20 protein-coding genes and 1 tRNA gene are annotated in these 18569 nt (G+C 70.9%); 10 read left to right on the forward strand and 11 right to left on the reverse strand.

The annotated features are described in order from the left end of the window. The first annotated feature begins 107 nt into the window (after positions 1–107). Entirely contained in the window at positions 108–1163 is a 1056-nt protein-coding gene (locus tag G6045_RS15355; protein ID WP_165332500.1) for an LLM class flavin-dependent oxidoreductase, read from the forward strand. Positions 1164–1204: 41 nt separating this feature from the next. On the opposite strand, the gene G6045_RS15360 is transcribed toward G6045_RS15355, so the two are convergent. Both G6045_RS15360 and G6045_RS15365 read right to left on the reverse strand, forming a co-directional pair. Beyond that, on the reverse strand, positions 1205–1945 hold the full coding sequence (locus G6045_RS15360) for a maleate cis-trans isomerase family protein (protein WP_165332501.1): 741 nt from the start codon (positions 1943–1945) through the stop codon (positions 1205–1207). A gap of 54 nt (positions 1946–1999) precedes the next feature. Then, positions 2000–2842, reverse strand: coding sequence for a maleate cis-trans isomerase family protein (locus G6045_RS15365; RefSeq protein WP_165332502.1), 843 nt, complete (start codon positions 2840–2842; stop codon positions 2000–2002). A gap of 359 nt (positions 2843–3201) precedes the next feature. Between G6045_RS15365 and G6045_RS15370 the strand changes: the two genes are divergently transcribed. The 3 genes from G6045_RS15370 (at position 3202) to G6045_RS15380 (ending at position 6204) form a co-directional block, all read left to right on the forward strand. Beyond that, on the forward strand, positions 3202–4167 hold the full coding sequence (locus tag G6045_RS15370; protein WP_165332503.1) for a D-2-hydroxyacid dehydrogenase: 966 nt from the start codon (positions 3202–3204) through the stop codon (positions 4165–4167). A 53-nt stretch (positions 4168–4220) separates the two neighbouring features. Then, positions 4221–5615, forward strand: a complete 1395-nt coding sequence (locus tag G6045_RS15375; protein WP_165332504.1) for an amidase — start codon at positions 4221–4223, stop codon at positions 5613–5615. Between the two features lie 118 nt (positions 5616–5733). Next, positions 5734–6204 carry a MarR family transcriptional regulator gene (locus G6045_RS15380; protein ID WP_165332505.1) on the forward strand — a complete coding sequence of 157 codons (471 nt, stop codon included), beginning with the start codon at positions 5734–5736 and terminating at the stop codon, positions 6202–6204. A gap of 25 nt (positions 6205–6229) precedes the next feature. Here the strand turns inward: G6045_RS15380 and G6045_RS15385 are convergent, their stop codons facing one another. Continuing rightward, a complete protein-coding gene (locus G6045_RS15385) occupies positions 6230–6718 on the reverse strand; it encodes a DUF3830 family protein (RefSeq protein WP_165332519.1) in 489 nt (162 codons plus the stop codon). Positions 6719–6843: 125 nt separating this feature from the next. On the opposite strand from G6045_RS15385, the gene ehuB reads away from it, so the two are divergent. From ehuB to G6045_RS15410, 5 genes are all read left to right on the forward strand, one after another. Continuing rightward, positions 6844–7803 (forward strand): ectoine/hydroxyectoine ABC transporter substrate-binding protein EhuB, encoded by a 960-nt coding sequence (gene ehuB / locus G6045_RS15390; RefSeq protein WP_165332520.1) that lies wholly within the window; start codon positions 6844–6846, stop codon positions 7801–7803. A gap of 2 nt (positions 7804–7805) precedes the next feature. Continuing rightward, positions 7806–8555, forward strand: coding sequence for an ectoine/hydroxyectoine ABC transporter permease subunit EhuC (gene ehuC / locus G6045_RS15395; RefSeq protein ID WP_206343771.1), 750 nt, complete (start codon positions 7806–7808; stop codon positions 8553–8555). After that, on the forward strand, positions 8552–9199 hold the full coding sequence (gene ehuD, locus G6045_RS15400; RefSeq protein ID WP_165332507.1) for an ectoine/hydroxyectoine ABC transporter permease subunit EhuD: 648 nt from the start codon (positions 8552–8554) through the stop codon (positions 9197–9199). Before ehuC ends, ehuD begins: the two co-directional genes overlap by 4 nt. Further along, positions 9189–9998: an ectoine/hydroxyectoine ABC transporter ATP-binding protein EhuA gene (gene ehuA / locus G6045_RS15405; protein WP_165332508.1), complete on the forward strand. Its 810-nt coding sequence runs from the start codon at positions 9189–9191 to the stop codon at positions 9996–9998. Before ehuD ends, ehuA begins: the two co-directional genes overlap by 11 nt. A gap of 231 nt (positions 9999–10229) precedes the next feature. After that, positions 10230–10991: an IclR family transcriptional regulator gene (locus G6045_RS15410; RefSeq protein ID WP_165332509.1), complete on the forward strand. Its 762-nt coding sequence runs from the start codon at positions 10230–10232 to the stop codon at positions 10989–10991. Positions 10992–11204: 213 nt separating this feature from the next. Here the strand turns inward: G6045_RS15410 and G6045_RS15415 are convergent. Together G6045_RS15415 and G6045_RS15420 are read right to left on the reverse strand one after the other, a co-directional pair. Beyond that, a tRNA-Lys gene (locus G6045_RS15415) sits at positions 11205–11278 on the reverse strand. Continuing rightward, a complete protein-coding gene (locus G6045_RS15420) occupies positions 11269–11853 on the reverse strand; it encodes a bifunctional DNA primase/polymerase (RefSeq protein ID WP_165332510.1) in 585 nt (194 codons plus the stop codon). The genes G6045_RS15415 and G6045_RS15420 overlap by 10 nt, the downstream gene beginning before the upstream one ends. A gap of 221 nt (positions 11854–12074) precedes the next feature. Between G6045_RS15420 and G6045_RS15425 the strand changes: the two genes are divergently transcribed. Beyond that, on the forward strand, positions 12075–12416 hold the full coding sequence (locus G6045_RS15425) for a hypothetical protein (protein WP_165332511.1): 342 nt from the start codon (positions 12075–12077) through the stop codon (positions 12414–12416). Here the strand turns inward: G6045_RS15425 and G6045_RS15430 are convergent. The 6 genes from G6045_RS15430 to G6045_RS15455 form a co-directional block, all read right to left on the reverse strand. Beyond that, positions 12406–13335, reverse strand: a complete 930-nt coding sequence (locus tag G6045_RS15430; protein WP_165332512.1) for an LLM class flavin-dependent oxidoreductase — start codon at positions 13333–13335, stop codon at positions 12406–12408. The two genes, G6045_RS15425 and G6045_RS15430, sit on opposite strands and share 11 nt — an antisense overlap. 80 nt (positions 13336–13415) lie before the next feature. After that, positions 13416–13892, reverse strand: a complete 477-nt coding sequence (locus G6045_RS15435; protein WP_328707788.1) for a MarR family winged helix-turn-helix transcriptional regulator — start codon at positions 13890–13892, stop codon at positions 13416–13418. A gap of 34 nt (positions 13893–13926) precedes the next feature. Continuing rightward, entirely contained in the window at positions 13927–15285 is a 1359-nt protein-coding gene (locus G6045_RS15440) for an AAA domain-containing protein (protein WP_165332513.1), read from the reverse strand. Beyond that, the gene (locus G6045_RS15445; RefSeq protein WP_165332514.1) at positions 15282–16871 is read right to left on the reverse strand and encodes a cytochrome c oxidase assembly protein; all 1590 of its coding nucleotides are present in this window, start codon (positions 16869–16871) and stop codon (positions 15282–15284) included. Before G6045_RS15445 ends, G6045_RS15440 begins: the two co-directional genes overlap by 4 nt. Then, positions 16862–18022 (reverse strand): hypothetical protein, encoded by a 1161-nt coding sequence (locus G6045_RS15450; protein WP_408056335.1) that lies wholly within the window; start codon positions 18020–18022, stop codon positions 16862–16864. The genes G6045_RS15445 and G6045_RS15450 overlap by 10 nt, the downstream gene beginning before the upstream one ends. 133 nt (positions 18023–18155) lie before the next feature. Then, positions 18156–18569: hypothetical protein (locus G6045_RS15455; protein ID WP_165332516.1), on the reverse strand; the 414-nt coding region annotated here is incomplete at its 5' end.

Raw genomic sequence — 18569 nt, forward strand, 5'->3', positions numbered from 1 at the left:
GGTCCATTCCGCGCCCGGCCCCCCTCGCGCCCCGGCGTCCGGAATACGGCAGCCTCCAGCCCCGTTACCCGTGACGCACCACAAGCGATCGGCAGGAGGCCCCCACGGTGAGCGACGACATCCGAGGCGAAGCACAGGGCAGCGCCCCAGTCCCCCTCTCCGTGCTCGACCTCGCCACCGTGGGCAAGGGATCGACGGCCACGCAGGCGCTGCGCACCAGCGTCGGCATAGCCAAGCTCGCCGAGCGGCGCGGCTTTCACCGCTACTGGGTCGCCGAGCACCACTCGATGCCCGGAGTCGCCTCCAGCTCACCCGCGGTGATCCTCGCCCACCTCGCCGCCCACACCGAGCGCATCCGCCTCGGCTCGGGCGGTGTGATGCTCCCGAACCACGCGCCGCTGGTGATCGCCGAGCAGTTCGGCACCCTCGAGGCCATGGCCCCGGGCCGCGTCGACCTCGGTCTCGGCCGCGCCCCGGGCACGGACGGCGCCACCGCGGCGGCCCTGCGCCGCAGCGAGAACCTGCACGAGGGCGCCGACGACTTCCCGCAGCAGCTCTCCGAGCTGATCCGCTTCCTTGACGACGACTTCCCCGACGGGCATCCGTACGCCCGGATCCACGCCGTGCCCGGACCGGTGCAGGGCCCCTCGCAGCGCCCGCCCGTCTGGCTGCTCGGCTCGTCCGGCTTCAGCGCACGGCTCGCCGGCGCGCTCGGTCTGCCCTTCGCTTTCGCGCACCACTTCTCCGCGCAGAACACGATCCCGGCCCTCGACCTGTACCGCGAGAGCTTCCGTCCGAGCGAGGTGCTCGACGCCCCGTACGCGATGATCGGCGTCGCCGCCCTCGCCACCGAGGACGAGCGCGAGGCGCGCCGCCAGGTGATGACCGGGGCGCTGTCGATGCTGCGGCTGCGCACCGGGCGGCCGGGGCTCATTCCGACGCCCGAAGAGGCCGAGGCCTATGAATTCAGCGTTCTGGAGCGGGAGTTCGTGGACGGCTGGCTGAAGAACATCGTGCACGGCACCCCCGATGCCGTACGCGTCGGGCTCGACGACCTGCAGAAGCGCACCGGGGCCGACGAGCTGATGCTCACCGCCAACGCGCACGGCGGGCAGGCGCGGCTGCGTTCGTACGAGCTCATCGCGGACGCGTACGGGATGTGAGTCCCGCGCCGGGCATGTACGGGACGTGAGCCCCGGGCCGTCTATCGGCCCGGCATCTGGATGATCGGTTCCTTGGTGAACAGGGTGCCGAGCGCGGGCGCGTTCACCCGACGCCCCGTGAGGCGCAGCCCCTCCCACACCGTGACCTGGTTGGCCGTGAGCACCGGCTTGCCCAACTCGGCCTCCAGGTCACGTAGATGGGCCGCCGTGTGCAGGGCCGTGTCGGGCAGCAGGAGGGCCTGGGCGTCGGGGTGGTCGGCGCCCCGGGCCAGCGCGAGGACCTCGTCGCGGCCCCAGGTGCCGACCTCGGCGGCCGTGATGATGCCGCTGCCGCGCATCGTGACCACCTCGATGCCGTCCGCGTGCAGGAACTCGACGAAGTGGTCCGCGACATCCTCCGGATACGTGGCGCCGATCGCGACCCGCGCGACGCCCAACTCCCGTACGGCATGGGCGAAAGCGAACGACGTACTGGAGGCAGGCAGGCCGGCCGTCTTGGCGAGGGAGCGGACCTGGTCGTGCGCGCCGTCCCAGCCGAAGACGAAACTGCCGCTGGTGCACGCCCAGACCACCGCCTCGGCGCCCGTGTGCCGCAGCTGTTCGACACCGGCCGCCAGACGCTCCGGCGACCCCATTTCGAGCAGGGCGTCCACGCGATGGGCGTCCTCGCCGATATCGGTGTGGATCACGGTCAGGCGGATATCGCTGCCGAGGAGTTGCTCGATCCGCGGGTAGTCGTCCTCGGCGCTGTAGCCGGGGTAGAGGAATCCGATGGCGGTCATGGGCGGCCTCCCGGTGCGAGTAGCGGGGCGGTCTTCCGTTCGGTACGCGTGCGGTCACTCGGGCAGTGCCGGGTCCTCCGGCACCACCGGCGGGTCCGGCAGCGCCGCGCCCGGCGGCTCGGGTAACACATCACCCCCCACCAGCATGCGCCTCGCCGCCGTATCGAGCAGTGCCTGATACGGACCCACCGCATGCGTACCCATGTGACGCAGGGCCGACCACATCGTGACCTGGTTCGCCGAAATCACCGGAATCCGCAGCTCCGCCTCCAGCTGGGGGATCGCGTCGTACGTCGGCAGATTGGTGCAGCTGATGAACAGCGCGTCGACCTCGGCGGGCAGCCGGTTCACCGCCGCGCGCGCCATGTCGACCACATCGCGGTACGGAACCTTCCAGATGTGCCGGGTCAGACCGAGGTACGAGCAGCCCTCGACCGTGATGCCCGCCTCGGCGAGATAGTCCTTCAGAGCCTGGGTGACCGAGGACGTATAGGGCGTGACCAGCGCGATCCGCCGTGCGCCCAGCTCGTTCAGGGCCTCGATCAGCGCGCCCGACGTGGTCAGCGAGGGCACCTCGCCCGCCGCCTCCATGGCCGCGCACATGGTGCGCTCGCCGACGGCGCCGTCCACGAAGCTGCCCGAGGTGCACGCGTACGCGATCACCTCGGGTTCGGCGGCGATGAGCGCCCGTACCGCCTCGTGCAGGGTCTGGTGCTCGCTGACCAGACGGGCCAGGTCCAGGCTGACCTCGACCGGGACGAAGGGCGTGCGGGTGACGTAGAGCGAGATCTCGTCCGGGACCCAGCGCCACAGCTCCCGGTCGAGAGCGAAGTCGAAGGGTGCGACGACACCGAGCCCGCGTTGCGGGTGCGGTCCACTGAGGCAGGAGACGTCCATGAGCTGGCCCCTTTGAACAGAGCAAGGTGGGGATGAGAGCTCGGTGCGGAGCTCTGAGGGCCGGCCGGGGGCCGGGAGGGCGGTGCGGAATCCGGCAGATGGCCGGGGACGCCGGGACAGAGAATGTGCGAAGTCCGATGTGAGGCCCGATCAGCGGAAAGGTCGGCACCTGTCTGTGGTCGTACGGACTTGTGCAGAGCCCGTGTTGACGAAGGTAGATTCGGGTGCCAGCGTGGTCAATCCGTGCACTTCAGACGGTGCGATTTTCTCGGCACTTCTGCGCAGGCCCCAAGCCAACTCCAGGGACCCCAAGCCAACTCCAGGGAAGCGGACCCGCATTGCAGAACGGTTTCCCCTCCATGTCCGGTCGGTCGCGTGCGACCCGCCCCACGCTTTTGGTGCTCGACGCGGACCCGCCGCCGCGCCTGGGCAAGCTCACCGGGCGCGCCCGCATCGTGCACACCGACGAGGCGAAGCTCGCCGAGCGGCTGCCCGAGGCGGATGTGCTGCTCGTCTGGGACTTCCACTCGAAGGCCCTGCGCGCCGCCTGGCCGGGCGAGGGCCCGCGCCCGGTGTGGGTGCACACCGCGAGCGCGGGCGCCGACCATCTGCTGAGCCCTGAACTGATCGAATCCGACACGGTGATCACCAACGCGCGGGGGATCTTCGACGAGCCGATCGCCGAGTACGTGGCCGGTCTCGTCCTCGCCTTCGCCAAGGATCTGCCGCGCACCCTCGATCTGCAGAGCCGCCGCGAGTGGCGGCACCGCGAGACCCGGCGGGTCGGCGGCACCCGGGCCTGCGTGGTGGGGTCGGGGCCGATCGGGCGCGCGATCGCCCGCAGTCTCAAGGCACTCGGCATCCAGGCGGCCGTCGTCGGCCGCACCCCGCGCACCGGGATCCACGGCCCCGGCGATCTGGACCGGCTGCTCGCGCACGCCGACTGGGTGGTGTGCGCGGCGCCGCTCACGGACTCGACCCGTGGCATGTTCGACACCCGGCGGTTCGGCGTGATGCAGCCCTCCGCGCACTTCATCAACGTGGGCCGCGGCCCGCTCGTCATCGAGGACGACCTGGTGGAGGCCCTGAACAGGCGCTGGATCGCGGGCGCCGCACTCGACGTCTTCGACCGTGAACCGCTGCCCGAGGACAGCCCGCTGTGGGAGGTCCCCGGCCTCGTCGTCTCGCCGCACATGAGCGGCGACATCATCGGCTGGCGCGATGAACTGGCGCTTCAGTTCGTCGACTTGTACGAGAGCTGGGTGGCCGGAAAGCCGCTCAAGAACGTGATCGACAAGAAACGTGGGTATGTGCCTGGACATTGATCGTCGGCGGACGGATCGTCAACGAGTGATCGTCGGCAACCTGGGGAGCACGCATGACCGAGCTCGGCAGTCTCACGGCCGTACAACTCGTCGCGGCATACGGCAAGGGGGAGTTGAGCCCCGTCGAGGTGACGCGGGCGGCGCTCGCCCGGATCGAGGAGACCGAGCCCGCGGTCAACGCGTTCGTCCGGGTCGACGCCGAGTCCGCCCTGGCCCAGGCTGAGAAGTCCTCGCAACGGTGGGGGCGCGGTGAGCCCGAGGGGCTGCTCGACGGAGTCCCCGTATCGGTGAAGGACATCCTCCTGATGCGCGGCGGACCGACCCTGCGCGGCTCCAAGGCCAGCCGTACGGAAGGGAAGTGGGACGAGGACGCGCCGTCCGTGGCCCGGCTGCGGGAACACGGCGCCGTCTTCCTCGGCAAGACCACCACGCCCGAGTACGGCTGGAAGGGCGTCACCGACAGCCCGCTCTCGGGCGTCACCCGCAACCCGTACGACCCGTCCCGCACCGCGGGCGGCTCCAGCGGGGGCGCCGCGGCCGCCGTCGCGCTCGGCGCGGGACCGGTGGCGCTCGGCACCGACGGCGGCGGAAGCGTGCGGATACCCGGCGCCTTCTGCGGCGTCTTCGCGCTCAAGCCCACATACGGGCGGGTGCCGCTCTACCCGTCCAGCGCCTTCGGCACGCTCGCGCACGTGGGCCCGATGACCCGGGACGCCGCCGACGCGGCCCTCGTCATGGATGTGATCAGCGGCGCCGACCACCGCGACTGGTCCGGGCTCGGCCCGGTCCCGGGCTCCTTCCGCGACGGCCTGGACGACGGGGTGCGCGGCCTGCGCATCGCCTACTCGCCGTCCTTCGGCGGCCAGGTCGCGGTCGCCCCGCAGGTCGCCGCCGCCGTACGCAAGGCCGTCGAAAAGCTCGCCCGGCTCGGTGCGTACGTGGAGGAGGCGGACCCCGACTTCAGCGATCCGGTCGAGGCCTTCCACACCCTGTGGTTCTCCGGGGCGGCCCGCGTCACCCAGCACTTCGGCAAGGAGCAGCGGGACCAACTCGACCCGGGGCTGCGGGAGATCGCCCTGCGCGGCGCCCGCTACAGCGCGCTCGAGTACCTCGCCGCGATGGACATCCGCATGGACCTGGGCCGCCGCATGGGCCGTTTCCACTCCACGTACGACCTCCTTGTCACCCCGACCCTCCCGCTCACCGCTTTCGAGGCGGGCCGGGAAACCCCCTCGGGGCGCGGCCGCTGGACCGGCTGGACCCCCTTCACGTACCCCTTCAACCTCACCCAGCAGCCCGCCGCCACGGTCCCGTGCGGGGTGGACGAGGGCGGCCTCCCCATCGGCGTCCAACTGGTGGCGGCCCGCCACCAGGACCCCTTGGTGCTGCGGGCGGCCCAGGCGCTGTACGAGGCGGGGGCGGCGGAGGTGCCGGCGCCGCGGCTGTGAGCGCGGCGGCGGTCCGGCGCCCGGGCGTGCTTGCCCTCAACCGCACTTGAGGTCCTACGTTTTCCGTAAGGCCGCGCAGAGAGCGGGCGCCGCACCGCAGCACCTGGAGGGGACAGCCATGACCAGCACCCAGGAGATGTCCGACGCCGAACTGGCCGGTCAGCCCGTCGCGTACTGGACCGGTGTCGCCCACGAGGCGGCCATCGCGTACATCCGGGCCCGGCAGGCCGAGAAGGGGTATACCCAGCCCCAGTTCTGGCTGCTGCGCAACCTCTCGGTGAACGACATCTCGCCCGACGGCGAGGGCATGACCCTCGCCGCACTGCGGGCGGCCATGGCGTCCTACCTCCGGCCCGAGGACGATCTCGCCGCCGAGGCCGAGGTGCTCGTCGCGCGCGGGTGGCTGACCAGGGACACCGAGGACCGGCTGTGGCTGACCGAGCTGGGTGAGCGGACCCGCGTCGAACTCCGGCGCAACACCCCGGCGATCCGCGGCGCCTTGCACGCGGGCATCGACGACGCGGATTACGTCACCACGGTCAAGGTCCTCAAGCAGCTGATCCGCAACGCGGGCGGCCCGGCCGCCTGACGCTCCGGCGGCCGGGCCCGCGCCGCTACAGCCGCCGGAAGCTCAGCGTCTCGCCGAGTGCCCCCGCCCGCCACAGGTCCTGGCAGGCGTCGGCCATGCGGTCGAGGCCGTCGATGATCTGGCCCCAGACGATGCCGGGGACCCAGCCGACATCGCCGTTGAGCAGCAGGTTGTTGCGTTCGTAGAACAGGGCGAGATCGACGACCGTGCCGCGCTGCTCGGTGTCGTATCCATACGCACTTGTCCCCAATTCCGTATCGGAAAAGGTGAAATAGCACAGGTCGCCGGGAATCGGAGTCACCGTGGGATTCTCCAGCGGCGGCTCCTTTTCGGCGAAGGCGGGGAAAAGGGCGTAGATCTCGTTACGGGCATATTTGGCGTGATACACGGGTGACCCGAGTGGCAGCGCGTCCCAGACGGCCGCGCAGGTCACCGGGGCCTTCTCGGTCAGGAGCCGGGCGGTGCAGCGGACACCGCGCTTGTCCAGGGACACTTCGATGTGGCGTTCTGTCAGTGCCGTCATCTCTTCATCGTCTCCCCTTGGTCAACACCCCCTTGTGCATAAGTGAGAACGCCCCGTCCGTATCGGGGCTGAAATTAATCGGCATACCTCGAATGACTTCGGGTAGCCGCGCGGCCATGGCTCCACCACTTGGGAACAACTACGGGAAAGACCGTCAGGCGCAAGGTCTTCGCACGCCTTGGGCTGGTCGCGCACTGCGCCGCCGGTCCCTGCTCGCGGGCGCGGCGGCTCTGGGGACGCTGGGCGTCACCGCGTGCAGTCGCGTGCCGGAGCCGGGCAAAGTGGAGGGTGGTGACCTGCTCGATCGGCTGAGGGATGCCGGCACGGTACGGATCGGTGTCGCCGGCGAGGTCCCCTTCGGCTACATCGACGAGAACGGCGACGTCACCGGCGAGGCGCCGGAAATCGCCAAGGTCATCTTTCCCCGGCTCGGCATCCCCAAGGTCAAGGCGGTGCCGACCGAGTTCGGCGCGCTGATCCCGGGGCTCACCCAGGCCCAGCAGTTCGACGTGGTGTCCGCCGGCATGTACATCAACCCGGACCGCTGCGAGCAGGTGCTGTTCTCCGACCCCGACTACCTCATGCTCGACTCCTTCATCGTGAAGGCGGGCAACCCGCATGGCATCAAGACCTATGAGGACATAGCCAAGAAGGGCCTGAAGCTGGCCAGCGGCACGGCCTACGCCGAGATCGACTACGCCAAGGCCAACGGCGTCAAGGAGGTCATGGTGCTGCCCGACCAGGTGGCCGGCCTCGATGCCGTACGCCAGGGGCGCGTCGATGCCTTCGCCGGGACGAACGTCACCGTCAAGGAAGTGGTGAAGGGCAAGAGCGGCGTCGAGGCGACGGAGCCCTTCCAGCCGATCGTCGACGGTGAACCGGCTTACGGCGCGGGCGGGTTCGCGTTCCGTCTCTCCGAGAAGAACCTGCGCGACGCCTTCAACGAAGAGCTCCTGAAGATGAAGGAGAGCGGCGAACTCCTGCGCGTGGTCAAGCCGTTCGGCTTCACCCAGGACGAGATGACCGACCTCACCGTCGAGAAACTCTGCCCGCCCGCCGCAGGGGGAGGCGCCTGATGATGACCGCGGAGTTCTTCAAGAGCTGGTTCCTGCCGGGTGTCTGGATCACGGTCCAGGTCACCTTCCTCAGCGCCGCTCTCGCCTTTGTGATCTCCTTCGTGATCGGCCTGGCCCGCACCGCACCGAGCAAGATCGTGCGCATCCTGGCCGGCATCTACTTCGAGGTCTTTCGTTCCACGTCCTCGCTGGTCTTCATGTTCTGGATCGCGTTCACGGTCCCGATGCTGTTCCAGATCAAGTTCATCGGCATGGCCGCCGGCGTCATCGCCCTCGGCATGACCTACGGGGCGTACGGATCCGAGATCGTGCGCGGCGCGCTCCAAGCCGTGCCGCCCGCCCAGCGCGAGGCCGGTATCGCCCTGAACTTCACGCGCGTGCAGCGACTGCGCCGGATCGAGATCCCGCAGGCCTGGCCCGAGATGCTGCCGCCGTTCAACAACCTTCTGATCGAGCTGCTCAAGGGCACCTCGCTCGTCTCGCTGATCATCGTCGCCGACATGACCTTCGCGGGGAACCTGCAGCGCCTGGTGACGGGTGACAGCGCGCCCGTCTACACCCTGCTGCTCGTCGTCTACTTCGTCCTCGCCTTCCTGCTCACCCGCGGGATGCGCCTGCTCGAACGGCGCGCCAAGGCCAAGCTCGGCCAGGCGCCGCCGAAGGGCGGCCTCCTCGGCGGCCTGCGCGAGCGCGGGGCCATCGACGCCGTGACCGGCACTGCGGGCACGGCGGGTACTGGGGGTGCCAAGTGAGCTGGGACTGGTCCAACGTCGACGCGTTCATGCCGCGGTTCTGGGACGGCGTCCTCGTCACCCTGCAGGCCCTGGCCGGCGGTGCGCTCATCGCCTTCGTCCTCGGCCTCGTGTGGGCGGTCGCGCTGCGCGCCCCGCAGGCCTGGATCCGCTGGCCCGTGGCGGTGTTCACGGAGTTCATCCGCAACACCCCGCTTCTGGTCCAGCTGTTCTTCCTCTTCTACGTGGTGCCCTCATGGGGCCCGTCGATGTCCCCGCTCGTCACGGGCATCGTCGGCCTCGGCCTGCACTACTCCACGTATACGAGCGAGGTCTACCGGGCCGGTATCGAGGGCGTGCCCGTCGGCCAGTGGGAGGCGGCCACCGCGCTCAGCCTGCCCAAGACCCGTACGTGGACCGCGGTGATCCTGCCGCAGGCCGTGCGCCGGGTGGTCCCCGCGCTCGGCAACTACGTGATCGTGATGCTGAAGGAATCCCCTCAGCTGGCCGCCATCGGCGCCCTCGAAATGCTCGGCGAGGCGCGTGGGTTCAGCAACGAGACCTTCACCTTCGAGGCGATCAGCGTGGTCGGCATCGCCTTCATCGTCATCGCCTACCCGGCATCTGTTCTTCTCCGAGTCCTGGAGCGTCGTCTTGTCCGCTGAAACCGCACCTACCGATGTCAACCCGGCCGTCGACGGCAGCGAACTGATCCGCTTCGACAAGGTCACCAAGCGCTTCGCCGGCAACACGGTCCTCGACAACCTGTGCTTCTCGGTGGACTCCGGCAAGCACGTCACGCTGATCGGCCCGTCCGGCTCCGGCAAGACCACGATCCTGCGGTTGCTCATGACCCTGGTGAAGCCCGACGAGGGCACCATCAAGGTGAACGGCGACTACCTCACGCACGAGGAGCGCGGCGGCAAGCTGGTGCCGGCCGGCGAGAAGCACATCCGCGAGGTCCGCAAGAACATCGGGATGGTCTTCCAGCAGTTCAACCTCTTCCCCAACATGCGCGTCCTGCAGAACGTCATGGAGGCCCCGGTCCAGGTGCTCGGCCTGTCCAAGGACGAGGCGGAGACCCGGGCCCGCGAGCTGCTCGACATGGTCGGGCTCGCCGACCGGTGCAACGAGTACCCGTCGCGGCTCTCCGGCGGCCAGCAGCAACGCGTCGCGATCGCCCGTGCGTTGGCGATGCGGCCGCAGGTGCTGCTGCTCGACGAGGTGACCTCCGCGCTCGACCCGGAGCTGGTCGCGGGTGTCCTCGACGTCCTCAGGGATGTCGCGCGTACCACCGACATCACGATGCTCTGCGTGACCCACGAGATGAACTTCGCCCGGGACATCTCGGACCAAGTGCTGATGTTCGACGGCGGCAAGGTCATCGAATCGGGCTCCCCGGAGAAGATGTTCGGTGATCCTGATCACGAGCGCACCCGTGAATTCCTCAGCGCAGTCCTGTGACTTCACTGAGTGAGTGATCGTCAGCAGCTCGGTGAGCGGCACAATCATCGAGCCAGTGGCGCGAGCCTGTGACTGTGGCATATGCCAGAGTGGCGCGCTCCTGGACAGGCGGCCTGTCCGCCGCCGGGAGCGCGCCATCAATCTCGTCAACAGCCCCTCCATGCAACCTGTTTGGCAGCTATCGTGGTACCGAGCCCAGCTGTCCGGAACCGGTCCATGCAGGGGGAAACCGTGGCGCTGAAGCCTGACTCGACCGCGCCGTTCCACTCGGTGCAGCACGCCTTGCGCGTGCTCGAAACCGTGGCGCGGCACGCTGCGGGCGTGACGGATGTCCAGATCGCCCGCGAAACCCGCCTGCCCGCAAAGCAGTTGTCCGCCTTGCTTCTCATGCTGCGCCGTGAGGGCTATGTCCAGCAGGACACCGACGGCGCTTACCTCACCGGCGACGCGCTCTCCCGGCTCGGCTCCGCGTCCCCCGACCGCCAGCAGGCCATCACGGACCAGCTCCAGGTGACGCTCGACCGGCTGCGCGACTCGGTCGGCGCGGCCGTCTACATCAGCCGTTACATCGACGGCGAGGTCCGTATCACGCAGTACGCGGCCGGGCCCGGCACTCCGGCCGTCAACGAGTGGGTGGACTTCCGCTCGGCGGCCCACGCGAGCGCGGTCGGCAAATCGCTCCTGACGCAGCTCGACATGAACGGCCGCCGGGACCACCTGTCCCGCCACAAGCCGGCCCGCCTGACCTCGCGCACCATCACCAACGAGCGCCTGCTCTTCAGCCGCCTCGACGCCCAGCCGCCCACGGTGCCCGTCCTCGACCTCCAGGAGTACGCGGTCGGCACGGTCTGCGCGGCGGTCCCGATCACGGCAGGCGCGGCAGTCGGCTGCCTCGCCCTCTCGATGCCGGTCGAGCATGCGCACCGCCTACGCGCCGCGGCGGACACGCTGAACCGGGGGGCGGCGCCGGTGCTTTTGTCGCTGGCGATCTGAGGGCTGGGTCTCCGTCGGCGTGAGTTGGTCGGGGGACCATCTGTCTCGCTGACGGTCCGATTTGGGCGTTTCGCCTAGACGATTGGTCCCCCTATCGCTTGAGACGGGGGTGTGGGTGGCGAAGCCCCCACAACGCGCGGCGCAGCCGCGCAGAAAACAACGATGGCGAGGAAGGTCCGCGCTTTCTGCGGACATTCCTCGCCATCGCTCGCGTGCGCCGCCAGGGACTCGAACCCCGGACCCGCTGATTAAGAGTCAGCTGCTCTAACCAACTGAGCTAGCGGCGCCTGCTGACGTCGTAGACCTTAGCATCCGATTCCGGGGGAGGAAAAATCGATATGCGGACCGCGGACCTGGCCGCCTTCACGCCCGCCCAGAGCAGGACCTCGGGCCCGGGCAGCCACGGGTGACGGGTGTCCGGGGCCACCAGCCAGCGCGAGTCGGTGCGGCTCGGCGGGGTCCCGGCCGGCGCCGGGACCGTCACCGCGTCCCCGATCCCGTGGCACAGCGGCGTCGGCACCGCCTCGCCCCACTCCTCCCACGCGAGCAGCGACGGCAGCCGGTGCGCGGTGCCCGGGGCGGCGAAGATCAGCGTCCGGCCGCGGTACGTGGCGACGGGCCCGGAGCCCGGGCCCTCCTCCCACAGTCGGTCCAGCATCCTGCGGCCGAAGACCGCCGGGACGCTCACGACATCGAAGGCGGTCCCGCACGGGAGGACCACGGGGGCGGTCGGCCGCGCCTCCCACAGGGCGAGCGTGGAGCGCGGATACGAGGTCGCGGATGCCAGCCACGCGGCGCCCTCGGGCGTCACGAATCCGGCGTGCGCTTCGACGGACTGCTTACTGGTCAGACGAGTGCTCATGGCATCTACATGTACCGCCGGTGAGCGTCCGGACTCACGGGGTTACGGATTTCCGGGACGCCCGCCCCGTCGGTGCAGTACCGTCCGCCCGGCATATGCCACCGCCGCACACCGCCGCACACCGCCGCACCGGTGAGGCCCTCTTGCGGGACCCGGGACAATGGAAGGCGGCCCTCGGGGAATGGTGAGGGTCGGGAGACACTGGCGACGGAAGGACCGGCATGGCGGAACCCGAGCGGACACAGCGGCGACTGCGCCCGGCGCCCCTGCTTTTCGAGCCCACCACAGCCGCCGCCGACCCGGAGCACTTCTTCGACCTGGAGTCGGTCGAGGACCCCCGGGAGCTGCTCGCGCGCGCCACGGAGCTGACCCTCGCGTTCCGCGCCGCGACCGACCGCGCCATCGAGTTCCAGGCCATCGCCGCGGCCCAGCTGGCCGACCCGCATCGCTTTGACCGGCTGACGCCGGCGGCGATCGCGGAGCGTGCGGAGTGGACCGAGGACTATGCGAAGAAGATGGTCGAGTTCGGGCGCGGGCTGCTGCGGGGCGAGCTCAGGGACTGACCTGCCGTTCCTTCGCCACGGCCTCCCGTACCGCCGGCGCGATCTCCGTGGACCAGCGCGTCACCGAGACCGCGTCCGGCGTGCCGCCCTTGGGCGAGAAGAGCGTGAACCCCGCGGCGCCGTGGTCGAGGGCCGCCGAGGTCAGCTCCTCGGTCCACTGCGCGACGCTGCCGCCGAGCCACCGCCCCTCGGCATCCCTGGTGGCGGGGAGCGGGGCGTCCGTGATGCGGCCGGGGAGGTTGAAGACCGTGGCGATGTCGGCGGGTGCGCGGCCGGCCGCGCGGGCGGCCTCGTCGATCACCGGGCGCGAGCTGCGGTAGCGCTCGCTGAGCCAGTCCGCCGCATGGCCCGGGATCCAGCCGTCGGCCACGCGGCCCGTGACGGCGAGGGACTTGCGGCCCACCGAGCCCGTCCACACCGGGGGAGCGGCCACCGCGGACGGCGCGATCTCGTGCACCTGGAAGTGCCTGCCCTCGAAGGTGACCGGGGCGCCCCCGCCCGAGAGCTTCCTGACCAGGACGATGGCCTCCTCGAAGGCCTCGACGGCCTGAGCCGGCGTGAGCTTCTCGACGCCCATGTCGGCGATCCGGTCCCAGATCCCGCCCGCGCCCATCCCCAGGATCACGCGGCCCTCGCTCAGCGCGGACAGCGAGGTGAGCGTGCGCGCCAGCATCGCGGGCGGCCGGGTCGGATTGGTGACGTTGGCGAAGCCGGCGATGTGCCGCGTACGGCCGAGCAGGAACGCGATCGTGGCGTACGCGTCCAGACGATCGCCGAGATACGGGTGGTCGGAGAGCGAGAAGTGATCGAGCCCGTCACGGTCGGCCTGCTGCACCATGCGGAGCAGCTCGGGCCCTTCGTCGAGGGTGCTGTGTGCTCCGAAGCCGAACAAGGGGAGGGCGGGTACGGGTGCGGACATGGTGCGACGCCTCCACGGGAAGTTTTGAGTTCGTAGTGCGAACTTTATTAGTTCGCACTACGAACTTCAACTGTTTCCCGTTATCCCGCGCCGCCGTCCGTACGCAGAAACACCTCGGGGACCTCGTTGTCGCGCACGACCCGGCCGAGCAGTCCGGCGAGAAGTTCGCGCTCCTCGGCCGTCAGGCCGTCGGGCAGCCGGTCGATGCGGCGGCACGTCTCGTCGTAGAAGTCCCTTGCGAGGCCGGCCCCTTGCGGGGTCAGAGCCACGCGCACCGCGCGGCTGTCCTCGGGGTCCGGTTCGCGCTGCACGAGGCCGTTGCGGGCCGTCCGGTCGACAAGTCCGGTCAGGCTGGACTTGGCCAGCCGCAGCACCGAGCCCAACTCGCTCATCCCGTACGACCGCGCCATCAGTACGCACAGCAACTGCCCCTGCTGCGGGGTGAGTCCGTACTCCCGGGCCGACTCCGCGTACACGGCGTTCACCAGGAACGACGACTGCACCAGTGCGGCCACCACGCCGAGCCGGCTGTTGCCCTTTTCGTCTTTTTCGCCCACGCGGGCAGCGTAACACCGTAATTCGTACTGCGAACTATGGGTGGCAGGAGACTCGGTGCTCGCCCAGATGGGAAAGCACCGTGTGGTTCGCGTCCCAGCCGTCCGGGAATTTCACCGTGACGCCCAGCTGCACCGGCTCGGTCGACGGATGCTCGTCGAGCAGCTCGGCGACCCCGGCCCGGCACACCACGATGCACGCGTGCCGGTGCCGCGATGCGAGCACGCACAAGCGGCCCGTCTCCAGATGGAAGGCCGTGGCATCGGGGCGGCCGGAGAGCGGATGGAGCACGACCGTCACGTCGTACTCGCGGCCCTGCAACCGGTTGGCCGTGTCGACGGTGACGCCCTGAACTCCAAGCTCGGCCAAGGCCGTTCGGACCGCGGCGGCCTGGTCGCGATGGGCGGTGCCGACGGCGATACGGTCCGCGGTGAGCGGCGCCGGATCCGGTGAGCGCTCGCTGACGGTGACGCCGCCGCGGTCGAGGAGCCGGCGGACCACCTGGGCCAGCGCCCGTACGGCCTCCGGGTCGGTACGCGGAGTATGCCGCGCCGGCAGTTCGAGCAGGCCCCAGCCGGAGACCGCGGCCTCGTCGAGCACGCGGTCGTGCGCGCTGCCGTCGCCCGTGACGCCGAAGCTCAGGGCGCGGTCGCCGTGCGAAGTGCCGCTGCGGAACTTCGTGAACGGGTAGAAGGCCTCGGAGATCAGCGGCGCCGCGGACGCGGGCAGGCGCCAGGAGACCGGCAGGCGGTGCTGGGGGAGGTGCGGGTTGTGGGCGAGCAGGGTGCTGACCGCGCTGGCCGAAGGGTCGTACGACAGACCCGCCCACTGCTCGGAGCCGACGATGGAGAAGGGGTCCAACTGGCCCGGGTCGCCCACGAACAGCGCACGTTCGAAGAGCCCCGCGACGGCCAGCAGCGCGTCCGAGCGCATCTGGTACGCCTCGTCGACGATGGCGTGCTGCCACGGCTCCACGTCCTTGACGTGCGCCCACTTCGCGGCGGTCGACAGGACCACGTCCAGGCCGGCCAGGTCACCGGCCTTCGAGGACGTACGGACCTGGGGGAGCTCGTCGAGGGCCTTGTCGTAGGCGTCGGCGTCGCTGCTGTGCAGCCGGCCGACGGGCAGGTCGGGGTTCTTCTCGGCCAGGCGCAGGACCAGGTCGTCGACCTGGGCGTTGGTCTGGGCGACCACCATCAAAGGGCGTCCCGCGGCGGCCAGTTCGAGCGCCGTGTTCACCACGAGGGTCGACTTGCCGGCGCCGGGCGGGGAGTCGACGACCACACCGCGGTCCGTGCCGTGCAGGGTGTCCCGCAGGATCGCGGTGGTCGCCTCCGCGGCGGCCGCGGACGGATCGAAAGCAGAAGGATCGAAAGCAGAAGGAGAGCCGGTCACAGCACGTCCTCCGAGGTCAGCGGGTCGGGTTGTTCGGCCGTCGGCTCACCCGGCGGGCCGCCGTGCGTCCACGGGGTCTGCTCGGCGTCGGGCAGCTTCGCGCCGCCGCGCGCGTCGTGTTCGAAGAGCGTCCAGCACAGCCGGTCGCCCTTCGCGGGTACGGAGCCTTCGTCGGGCTCCTTGCCGCGCCCCATCTTGTCCAGGATCCGCAGCACGACGCCGCCCTCGTCGTCGTACCCGACGAACTCGGCGGACTGCGGCTTGCCTTGGAGTGACCGGTAGACCTTGGCGCCCGCACCGAGATGCGGCTGGTCCTGCGTGCATACGGTGATCAGCGGGCGCGGCCGTGGACGCTTGTCCTCGCTGTACGCCATCACCGCGTCGGTGACCTCGCCGGTGAAGGCCTCCCCGGTGAGCCGCCGCCCGGCCATGACCAGCGGATCGTCCAGCGCCTCCTGCGCCTCGAGCCGGGCCTGGGCCTCCTCGCGCCGCTGCAGCTTGCGGGCCGCGGTGACCGCGTCGTCGCGGCGCGGCTGCGGGGGCTCACCGGCCAGGACGCGGTCGCGGTGGCCGGTGTACGACCACAGGTCGCGGGTCCAGCGCTCGGCGCTGCGCGGAGCCTCGGGCAGCGTGCGCAGCAGGTCGATGCCGCGCCAGACCGCGTCCCAGGTGGGCCGGGTGCGGCTCTCGATCAGCGAGGCGATCTCCCTTTGCGCGGCGGACAGTTCACCGAGCCGGTCGTCCGCGTCCAGGCCGTCCTCGGCCGCCTGCAACGCGGTGCGGGCCCGGTCGAAGCGCTCGATGGCGGGCGCGAGCAGCCGGTTGTCGAAAGCCGGATCGGTGGCGGGCCCGGCGGGCGGGCACAGCAGCTGGCCCTCCTTGTCCCGGCCCAGCTCGGCCTCGAACGCCGCCTGTGCGCCGCTCGACCCGTCCGGCGGGTCGATCCACGCGAGCAGCGCCCCCAGATGCTGGTCCTCCAGGCTGGACTGCCCCGTCGCCCAGTGCCGGCCGAGCAGCTCGGTCATCGCCAGGAGCTGCGCGGAACCCGGCACATGGGCCCGCTCGCCGAAGTGCGTCAGCCACCGCCCCAGCAACGGCACCCGCGGCGGCGCGGGATAGGGCGTGTCCGGGTCCTGCTCGGCGGTCCGCCGGAAACGCATGGAGCGCCCGAGCAGCCGTACGAACTCCACACCGGCCCTGCTCGGCACGATCAACTGCGGTGCGTCCACGCACAGTTCGACCTCGACTTTGACCTTCTTGCCGGTCTCCGGGTCGGTCTCGTTGCGTGTCTCCGCCTGGGTCTCGCCGGCGAAGGACTCCACGTACGGCAGCAGTTCCTCGGCCAGTTCGGCCAGGAACGCGAACCGCAGCTCGCGGTCGCGCGGCTGCGGTACGACGAGCAGCCGCGGCCGCTCGCGGTCGGTGCCGACCAGCGCGCCGAGCGGAGCGCCGGCCTCGCCCGCGGTGGTCAACGGCACGAAGACAAGGGGCCGTTCGGACAGCCGCCGGTGCCGCACGGTGGCGGTCGGCTGCGCCCGCCCGCTCTGCACCGCTTCGAGCCGCGCCAAGGTGGAGATCAACGACATGCGGCGCCTTCCTCCCGTACGACTGCTGCCTCTTCTGTACGGGGAGCGGGCGCCGACACCGCGAGGGCCTCCGCGCGCAGGGCGGCGGCCCGGCGGAGCGCGGCGACCGCGGGGTCGGCCGGGTCGCCGCTCTCGCCGCGGGCGGCGGACAACACCGCGTCCACCGTGGTCAGTTCGCCGAGATCGCCGCGGAGCGAGCGGCCGAGCGCGGTCACCGCACCGCGTTCGCGGGCCCGGTCGCGGCAGTGGAAGGCGAGCTCGCAGGCGGCCAGGCACTCCGGTGCGTACGTGGCGGGCACCGACTCGACGGCGGTGGTCAGCTGCTCGGCGGGCTGTTCGAGGGCGAAGGTCGTGCCCGGCGCGAGGGTGCCGGCGATGTCCTCGATACGGGTCAGACGGGCCAATTGGCGGCCGGTCACGGCCCGTTGCTTGCGTACGTCGACGACCGAGGCCGTGGGCAGGTTGGAGAAGTCCTTGGGGCAGACGAGCAGGATGCCGTGGCCGACCTCGGGGGACGGGTCGAGGCGGGCGGCGATCTGCTCGAGGGCGAGCACATAGACCGCGGCCTGGCGGGCGGCGGCGCCGACCTTCGCCGCGTCGGCCGAACCGTCGATCATCGGGAAGGACTTGATCTCGACGACCGTCCAGCGGCCGTCGGGGTGCACCACGACGGCGTCCGGCTCCAGGAACGCGGGCGAACCGGCGACGTCGAGCGCGACCATCGGGTGGTCGAGCAGCGTCCAGGCACCCGCTTCGGCGTCCCGCAGCGCGAGCGCCGTGCGGGCGGCGCGGCCCTCGGGGCCGACGGCGGTCAGGTCGGGCACATGGGAGGTGCCCGCGGTGGGCTCGGGGCCGCCGAGGCGCTGGTGGGCCAGGCGCAGCAGCTCGGCGCCGCCGTCCGCCTTGACCCTGGCTTCGAAGGCATTGCCGCGGATGAACGCGAACTGCGACTGACCGAACCCGGACGGCGAACCGAGCGCCTCGGCCAGCGCGGACTTGTCCACCCCGGCGCCGTCGAGCAACGCGCGCCTGCGGCAGCCGGGGTTGGCCGCGAGGGCGGCAAGCGCCCGGGCGTCCAGGGCCTTGGGCAGGGTGTCGGGCCCGCGCAGGGTGGCCAGCCGGGCGCGCAGCGGCACGGTGGGGGTCGGGATTTCGCTCACCTGCGAGAGTCTCGCATTTCCCACTGACACCAGGGGTGCGATGCCGGGTGCGGGTGGGCTTCGGCGGGGTGGTGCCGGACCGTTTTTGCAAGGGGGCCGTCCGCCGTTCGCACCACCCGTCCGGCTATTCGCGGCATCCGTCCGCGGCGGCGATCATCCGCGCCGCCTCGCCGAGCGCCTCGCGCAGAGCCGCCGGATCCGTCACCTGATCCCCGTCGGTCGGCGGCAGCAGCCAGCCCGCTCCCGTGTCCGGTGCGGACGGTGACGCGAGGGGCAGTCCGCGGCCGGCGGTCTGCGTACAGGCGGAGCCCGGAAGGTCCCAGCCGTCGGCCGTACCGGCCGGCACCACGAAGCCGAGGGTGTCGTGGCTGTCGTCGTGCAGGACGGGGCCGACCGCGGGGGCGCCGCGGCGCAGGATGTCCACGGCTTCGAGACCCTGCCGCGTCGGCACGGTCACCAGATCGCACGCACCCGGCGGCGCACTGTGGTCCAGCGTGGGCCGGTGCTGTGCGGTCGAGGCCGGGGTGGCCGGGGGCGG

Source organism: Streptomyces mesophilus (assembly GCF_011044995.1).
Lineage (GTDB): Bacteria > Actinomycetota > Actinomycetes > Streptomycetales > Streptomycetaceae > Streptomyces > Streptomyces mesophilus.

Bases quoted from the DNA above. Each gene is read 5' to 3' on its own strand.
- G6045_RS15360 (WP_165332501.1), bottom strand. From the start codon at position 1,945: ATGACCGCCATCGGATTCCTCTACCCCGGCTACAGCGCCGAGGACGAC.
- G6045_RS15365 (WP_165332502.1), bottom strand. From the start codon at position 2,842: ATGGACGTCTCCTGCCTCAGTGGACCGCACCCGCAACGCGGGCTCGGT.
- G6045_RS15370 (WP_165332503.1), top strand. From the start codon at position 3,202: ATGTCCGGTCGGTCGCGTGCGACCCGCCCCACGCTTTTGGTGCTCGAC.
- G6045_RS15375 (WP_165332504.1), top strand. From the start codon at position 4,221: ATGACCGAGCTCGGCAGTCTCACGGCCGTACAACTCGTCGCGGCATAC.
- G6045_RS15380 (WP_165332505.1), top strand. From the start codon at position 5,734: ATGACCAGCACCCAGGAGATGTCCGACGCCGAACTGGCCGGTCAGCCC.
- ehuB (WP_165332520.1), top strand. From the start codon at position 6,844: ATGGCTCCACCACTTGGGAACAACTACGGGAAAGACCGTCAGGCGCAA.
- ehuC (WP_206343771.1), top strand. From the start codon at position 7,806: ATGACCGCGGAGTTCTTCAAGAGCTGGTTCCTGCCGGGTGTCTGGATC.
- G6045_RS15420 (WP_165332510.1), bottom strand. From the start codon at position 11,853: ATGAGCACTCGTCTGACCAGTAAGCAGTCCGTCGAAGCGCACGCCGGA.
- G6045_RS15425 (WP_165332511.1), top strand. From the start codon at position 12,075: ATGGCGGAACCCGAGCGGACACAGCGGCGACTGCGCCCGGCGCCCCTG.
- G6045_RS15430 (WP_165332512.1), bottom strand. From the start codon at position 13,335: ATGTCCGCACCCGTACCCGCCCTCCCCTTGTTCGGCTTCGGAGCACAC.
- G6045_RS15445 (WP_165332514.1), bottom strand. From the start codon at position 16,871: ATGTCGTTGATCTCCACCTTGGCGCGGCTCGAAGCGGTGCAGAGCGGG.